General features: G+C 37.8%; 6 protein-coding genes and 1 riboswitch. Of the genes, 5 read left to right on the forward strand and 1 reads right to left on the reverse strand.

The features are described 5' to 3' along the window. Window positions 1-444: 444 nt before the first annotated feature. Window positions 445-1,446 (reverse strand): NAD(P)/FAD-dependent oxidoreductase, encoded by a 1,002-nt coding sequence (locus tag H5975_RS06945; RefSeq protein WP_204785433.1) that lies wholly within the window; start codon window positions 1,444-1,446, stop codon window positions 445-447. A gap of 135 nt (window positions 1,447-1,581) precedes the next feature. Between H5975_RS06945 and H5975_RS06950 the strand changes: the two genes are divergently transcribed. From H5975_RS06950 to H5975_RS06970, 5 genes are all read left to right on the forward strand, one after another. Further along, the gene (locus tag H5975_RS06950) at window positions 1,582-2,544 is read left to right on the forward strand and encodes a nucleoside hydrolase (protein ID WP_204785434.1); all 963 of its coding nucleotides are present in this window, start codon (window positions 1,582-1,584) and stop codon (window positions 2,542-2,544) included. 492 nt (window positions 2,545-3,036) lie between these two features. Next, a riboswitch (TPP riboswitch) is annotated at window positions 3,037-3,126 on the forward strand. 106 nt (window positions 3,127-3,232) lie between these two features. Further along, complete coding sequence (locus H5975_RS06955; RefSeq protein WP_204785435.1) at window positions 3,233-3,802, forward strand: ECF transporter S component; 570 nt, start codon at window positions 3,233-3,235, stop codon at window positions 3,800-3,802. Between the two features lie 4 nt (window positions 3,803-3,806). After that, window positions 3,807-5,186 carry an ATP-binding cassette domain-containing protein gene (locus tag H5975_RS06960; protein ID WP_204785436.1) on the forward strand — a complete coding sequence of 460 codons (1,380 nt, stop codon included), beginning with the start codon at window positions 3,807-3,809 and terminating at the stop codon, window positions 5,184-5,186. Further along, the gene (locus H5975_RS06965; RefSeq protein ID WP_204785437.1) at window positions 5,183-5,836 is read left to right on the forward strand and encodes an energy-coupling factor transporter transmembrane component T family protein; all 654 of its coding nucleotides are present in this window, start codon (window positions 5,183-5,185) and stop codon (window positions 5,834-5,836) included. The genes H5975_RS06960 and H5975_RS06965 overlap by 4 nt, the downstream gene beginning before the upstream one ends. A 36-nt stretch (window positions 5,837-5,872) precedes the next feature. Further along, the gene (locus H5975_RS06970; RefSeq protein WP_204785438.1) at window positions 5,873-6,217 is read left to right on the forward strand and encodes a DUF4870 domain-containing protein; all 345 of its coding nucleotides are present in this window, start codon (window positions 5,873-5,875) and stop codon (window positions 6,215-6,217) included. Window positions 6,218-6,305: the final 88 nt, after the last annotated feature.

Here is a 6,305-nt window from a genome sequence, read left to right on the forward strand (position 1 = left end):
CCACGTATAACAGAGTGGTTAACTGTCGAGAGACTATGTTTCTGAGATTTTCCCATGGGAATAAAAACGACTAGTGCCAAGTTTTTGCTTGACAATGGTCACTTCATAATAGCGTGACAGAAGTCGTTTACGACTTCGTTTTCACGCCCCCGTCGACACGTAGTTAGCCTGTAGGAAGCAACAATAGGGGCCTAACATTCGGTTTTCCGAAAGCTAGGCCCCATTGTTGTACTGCGCTGTTCGTATTTAAAGATTGTAGTCTGACTAATGACACAGTCCCTCTTTTTATTTCCCGGGAAATTCGTATTCTAATATAATACTGAAATTTCTAAGTAAAGTAGCCTGAATTGTATAACAGAAGGGCTAACGCTCGGTAACCCGAACGTTAGCCCTTCTGTCTCTGTATCTTGAGTATGAGCACGAAATCAAAAACATACCATCATACTATTTACTATCAAAATGCATGGATGAACTGTGAGTTGCCATTCTTTTATCAGGATATAGCTTTTTAGCCAAGTCTGTAATAGCTATCGGTGCCTCACCAAACCCTGTAGCAATCAATGGCGTCTTCCCTGGATAAATATTATCATCACCAATAGCGTAAACCCCAGGAATGTTAGTCTGCATTTTTGAATCTACTTTTATCTGATGACGATCAGTAGCCAGGTCCAATTGCCAATCTGTTAGTGCAGCATTGTTAGAAGTAAAACCATAATTAACTAGTACTTTATCAACATTTAAAGTTGCTTCACTATCACTACGCATCTTCTTTAAATTCATCGTAATGCTGCCATTATCTTGCTCTTCAATTGTCCGCGGTAAATAAGGTGTCATTAGTTGAACTGTTGATGCTTGTAACTGTGATCTAGTTAACGCCAATCCCCTGAACTCTTCTCGACGGTGAATTAAATATACTTTGTCTGCCACCGATTCCAGCATCAAAGCCATATCCATTGCTGAATTACCACCACCAAGTACTGCCACTCGTTGATTAGCATAGTCATCTTTGTGTTTGACAAAATAATTGACCTTACCAACACTTAGTTCGTCAACACCATTCAATGCTAACTTTCGCGGAGTAAATGCACCGTTTCCCAGTGCAATTACTACCGTTTTTGATCTGCTTATTCCTTGAGTTGTTGTTATCGTAAACCAATCATCTGCATCTTTAACAACATTCGTAACTTTAGTACCAAGTTTTTGGTCAACTTTTACAATTGACATTTGTTTTTTTAAATCAGTTATCAATTCTTGGCCGAGTACGCCAGGCTTGCCAGCAACATCCCAAATCTGCTTTTCAGGGTAAAGTGCCGTGATTTGTCCACCTAATTGCGGTAGTGCTTCAATTAGTTGAGTCTTTAATTCATGCATTCCGGCATAAAAACTGGCAAACATACCTACGGGACCGCCACCAACAATTGTGACATCATATATTGAATCACTCACAACTATCCTCCTATTCTCTGATTGCTTATTTTTATATTGTAACATGTTCAATAAATCCACTACTGACGTTTAATGATCTTTTATTTTTATAGCCGGTCGTTTAAAATAAAGTTACATTCAATAGGAGGTAACGTTATGGCAAAAAAGAAGATGATCTTAGATCTCGATACTGGTGTTGATGATGCGTTAGCTATTGCATACGCAACCGTTGCCCCAGATGTCGATCTGATTGGAATTGTTTCATCATATGGTAATAACCTAATTGATATCTGTGCCCAGAATAGTTTGAAATTATTGGAACTGCTTGGTCAAACAGATGTCCCTGTCTATAAGGGGTTATCGCATTCTAGTACGAGCGACCATTTTGATGTAATGCAGGTTTCTTTAGACATTCATGGTAATAATGGTATTGGTGAAGTGGAATTGCCAGCTCCTAAGCAGGCAGTTGAGGATAAATCTGGCGTTGATTTTTATATCAATGCTGCACATCAATATGGCAAGGATCTGATCATTGTACCTACTGGCCCAATGACTAACCTAGCTGCAGCACTTCAAAAAGACCCATCAATCGCTAAACTAATTGGTAATGTCACCTTTATGGGTGGTGCCCTTACTGTGGAAGGTAACGTTACGGAAGCTGCAGAAGCTAACATTCACCAAGATGCCGAAGCAGCCAATGTCGTCCTGTCTAATCCAGACTTACCACTAACAATGGTTGGCCTTGACGTTACCTTACGTACACTACTCACAAAACGTGAAACTCAGCAATGGCGTGATTTAGGAACTGCTGCCGGAAAGGCATATGCGGACATTACTGATTTCTATATTGACGCTTACTATAATCTAAATATCGATAAAAACGGTTGTGCTCTGCATGATCCACTAGCAGTTGGAGTATCGCTAGATCCAAGCTTCGTTCAAACCATTAGCTTATTTATGAAGGTTATTTATGATGGCGAAAATTATGGTCGAACAATTGGTAATAATGCTAAGTTAAATGATGCGCATCCAAATGTTAAAGTAGCTGTAAACGTCGATAAAGATCGCTACCTACAAACCTTTATGGACTACTTAACTACGCTGTTTAAACAACACTAATTTGAAATATTAACTTATGGATCACAGTATGAAGACAGTTTGTCTCTCTAATTTATTGGATGGATGTTGTCTTCTAAAAAATACAACAAAAATTGGCCCAAAGTATTCAACCTTTGGGCCTTTTGTGTACTGTATTACTAGTTTTTATAGCTAGGGACTAACAACAATCGATCTATTAATTTTCTCATTCTTGTTCCACAGAACGTTACTTGTTATAAGTAATAATTACTAGCAGTGACTCAATTTCCACATAGTGTGTTATTAATTTTCACAATCTCTTTTTATTATCTTCAAAGTCTTGTGGCAAACTATAAGATTATCCACAAGATCTTGTGGATAATCTTAATATACCACACTATTATTTCTCACAATCGTGATGTTACTAAGGATATCCAGCGGTCAAATAGTTGTGCACAACTTTTCCACAAGCTGTGGATTAATTAACCGTACTTGCACTCTATTTCATATTTAGGTATGATGGAAATAATCAATCATCTTTGTCTGGGGTGCCATTTTGGCTGAGAAATACCCATCGAACCTGCTCTGGTTAGGACCAGCGAAGGGAGATCACAAGGTCGAGTTTTAATTTAAAGAATTAACACCCTACCCTGGCAGACAATTTTAGTCTGTTGGGGTATTTTTATTTGGACAATAATGGTTGAAATTTCAATCATTGGAGGAATTGCACATGCAATCCAAACAACATTTTCATTTACGCGACATTATTCTATTAGCTCTAATTGGCATTATATTTGCTGTAATTTATTTTGGAGCTGACTTTATCTATAATGCTTTGACTGTAGCACTGAGTCCTATTGGTTATGGTCCAGCAGCTAATGATATTACCATGGGAATTTGGTGTATGGCTGGAACACTAAGTGGCTTCCTATTGCGCAAACCTGGTGCAGGTTTCCTTGGTGAATTTTTAGCGGCTGCTATTGAAACATTCATGAATGGTCAATGGGGTGCAGCTAATTTCATTTCAGGTTTTGTTCAAGGGGTAGCCACAGAATTGGGGTTCACTGTAACCGGCTATAAAATTTACAATTGGCTTACGGTAGTGACCACATCATTATTTGCCGCCGTTATCACTTTTGGATGGGACTGGTTTAAAAATGGTTACAGTCACTTTGCTCCTGCTATGCAAATTAGTCTCTTTATCATTAGATTCATTTCCATTTTCATCTTTAGTGGCGTTCTCGTTAAGATCATCGCAAATCTTTTAGAAAGGGCACACGTTGTTAGAAAAGGATATTAATGGCATGACAGATCATATTCTGATTAGCAATTTAAAATTTAACTACTATCCGAAGCAGCCAGTGTTGGACATTCATAAACTACAAATTCCACTCCACCGCTTTATTATTTTTTATGGACGTTCTGGGAGTGGAAAGTCCACATTATTAAAAATAATTGCTGGACTATTACCAAAATATGGAGGCCACTTGTCTGGGAAAGTGACAATTCCTGAAAGCAAAGTTCCGGCTATGATGTTTCAAGATCCAGGAGCGCAGTTTGCCTTAGATACCCCTCGTCACGAGATTGAATTTGCTTTGGAAAATATTCAGACACCCCCAAGTTTGATTAAATCCAAAGTATTACAAGCTTTAAAAGAAGTGGGCATCATGAAGTTAGCCGATCGAAAGTTCACCACATTGTCTGGTGGTGAACAACAACGAGTGACTTTGGCAGTCATCATTGCAATGAAACGGCAAATCGTATTGCTAGATGAACCATTTGCGAGCCTCGATATTAATAATCGTAAATTAATCATCAACCAATTAATTAAGATGCAACAAGCTGGTAAAACGATCATCATTGCTGACCATGATCTTTCCGCCTATAGCAAGTTAAATCCCGTTATTATTGATTTTAACGATGACGTCAAACTATTAACCCCAGTTCAGCAACAATCACTATTAAAAGCGTCCTCTGCCCCTATTGAATTGAACACTCCATTACCTTCTAATTCAGCTCCTTCAATTATCACATTGCATCACTTTTCTTTATCACGTCAAAATCAATTGTTAATCAACCAAACTGAATTGGAAATTATTAAAAATAAAACTACGCTGATCACCGGTCCTTCTGGCAGTGGCAAATCTTCCTTTTTTAAGGCAATTGCTAACTTAATCCCATATGATGGTTCAGTTATGCTTTTAGATCAAGATTTATCCGCTTATTCACGTAGTAAGATGGGCCAAACACTTGGCCTGGTGTTTCAACATGCCAACGATCAGTTCTTGAACGTTACAGTTGGCGAAGAAATAGCACTTAGCCAGCGAAACGGCCATCACCCTTACTTTACCAATGAACGTTTACAACGTGCACTACATGATTTACAACTTGATGATTTCACTGATCATATCATTTACTCGTTGTCTGGCGGTCAGAAAAAGAAATTACAAATCCTAATAATGTTAATGATGGGTCAACCACTCTTATTGTTGGATGAACCGTTTAGTGGTTTAGACCGTCAATCAATTGATATTGTTGTAAATCTCATTCAACGATGTCAAAAAATCCTACCTCAAACTATTTTAATTATCAGTCATCAATTAATGGGTGCGCTCCCCTTAGTGGATTACCATCTCCGCCTTATCGATCAGCAATTAATATATCAAGGAGCAGATAATTCATGAATCCAAGTATAAAACTGTTGTTAATAATAATTATTTCCCTGGAAATATCATTTACAAATCATTTAACTGCTAACGCTTTTATTATTCTAATCAGTGTGATCTTTTTATTTGTTCACCATATTTCTAAACAGAGTTTTTTTAAACTAATGTTGGTCCCACTTATTCCAGCATTAGCACTTGCCATTACCATTCGATGGTTTAGTCCTAGTCATAGCTGGTGGTTTGCTACTATCTTAGTCTCTCGGCTTTATGCCTATTGCTTCTTAGGAGCGTTGATTACTGTTTCTACTACCCCACTAGAATTAGCCCGTTCATTAGAACAAAATGCTCACTTACCTTCCCAATATGTTTACGGAACCTTAGCTGCTGTTAATATGGTTCCTAGAACTATTCAAGAAGTTAAAATCATCCGCGTTGCAGGGCAAATGCGGGGAGTGCAGTTAAGTTTTTGGTCACCACGTTTATATTTTAAAGCAGTTCTTGCTGCTATTAGTTGGTCAGACCATTTGGCACAAGCAATGGAATCACAAGGCTTTGTCGAAGGCCAAGCTCGTACTTATGCTCATCCAATCAAAGTTTCTTTTCGTGACTGGGGACTTTTCTTCGCTTGGATTATCTTATTGCAACTATGTTTAACATTCTTCCCTTGATATTTGGTATACTAAAATGCAAAAAGGGAGACATTTATGGATAATCAATCTACCACAAGTCGAGTGCTCAGTAGTTTAGCATATTTAAGCATTCTCTTCTTACCAGTTATTTTCCCGTTAATTATCTGGATAGTTGATCGTCAAGATTCATATGTTAAACACCATGCCAAAGCTGCTTTTTGGAGTCAAATCTTCCCTGCTATATACGTGCTAGTCACCTTATTGATTTTCTTTATCATGGGTGCTTCCGGAGTAGAGCAAATCCGTTCAGCCGGTGGGTGGGTTTTTGCTACTTTTACTGTCTTTGCCCTATTAATTGCTTTACTTTTGTATATTTACAACCTGGCAATGGGAATTAGTGTCCTCATCAAAAGGCAATAATTGATTAACGGTCTAATGATCTGAAAAATGATCACTAGGTCGTTTTTTATACTTTTATTTTCATTTATCAGTATAATAAACAATAGAT

The sequence above is a fragment of the Limosilactobacillus coleohominis genome (genome assembly GCF_016901675.1).
Taxonomy (GTDB): Bacteria; Bacillota; Bacilli; order Lactobacillales; family Lactobacillaceae; genus Limosilactobacillus; species Limosilactobacillus intestinavium.

What these genes read in the sequence shown, in the direction of transcription:
- H5975_RS06950 (WP_204785434.1), top strand. Translation starts at nt 1,582, where the DNA reads ATGGCAAAAAAGAAGATGATCTTAGATCTCGATACTGGTGTTGATGAT.
- H5975_RS06970 (WP_204785438.1), top strand. Translation starts at nt 5,873, where the DNA reads ATGGATAATCAATCTACCACAAGTCGAGTGCTCAGTAGTTTAGCATAT.
- H5975_RS06960 (WP_204785436.1), top strand. Translation starts at nt 3,807, where the DNA reads ATGACAGATCATATTCTGATTAGCAATTTAAAATTTAACTACTATCCG.
- H5975_RS06955 (WP_204785435.1), top strand. Translation starts at nt 3,233, where the DNA reads ATGCAATCCAAACAACATTTTCATTTACGCGACATTATTCTATTAGCT.
- H5975_RS06965 (WP_204785437.1), top strand. Translation starts at nt 5,183, where the DNA reads ATGAATCCAAGTATAAAACTGTTGTTAATAATAATTATTTCCCTGGAA.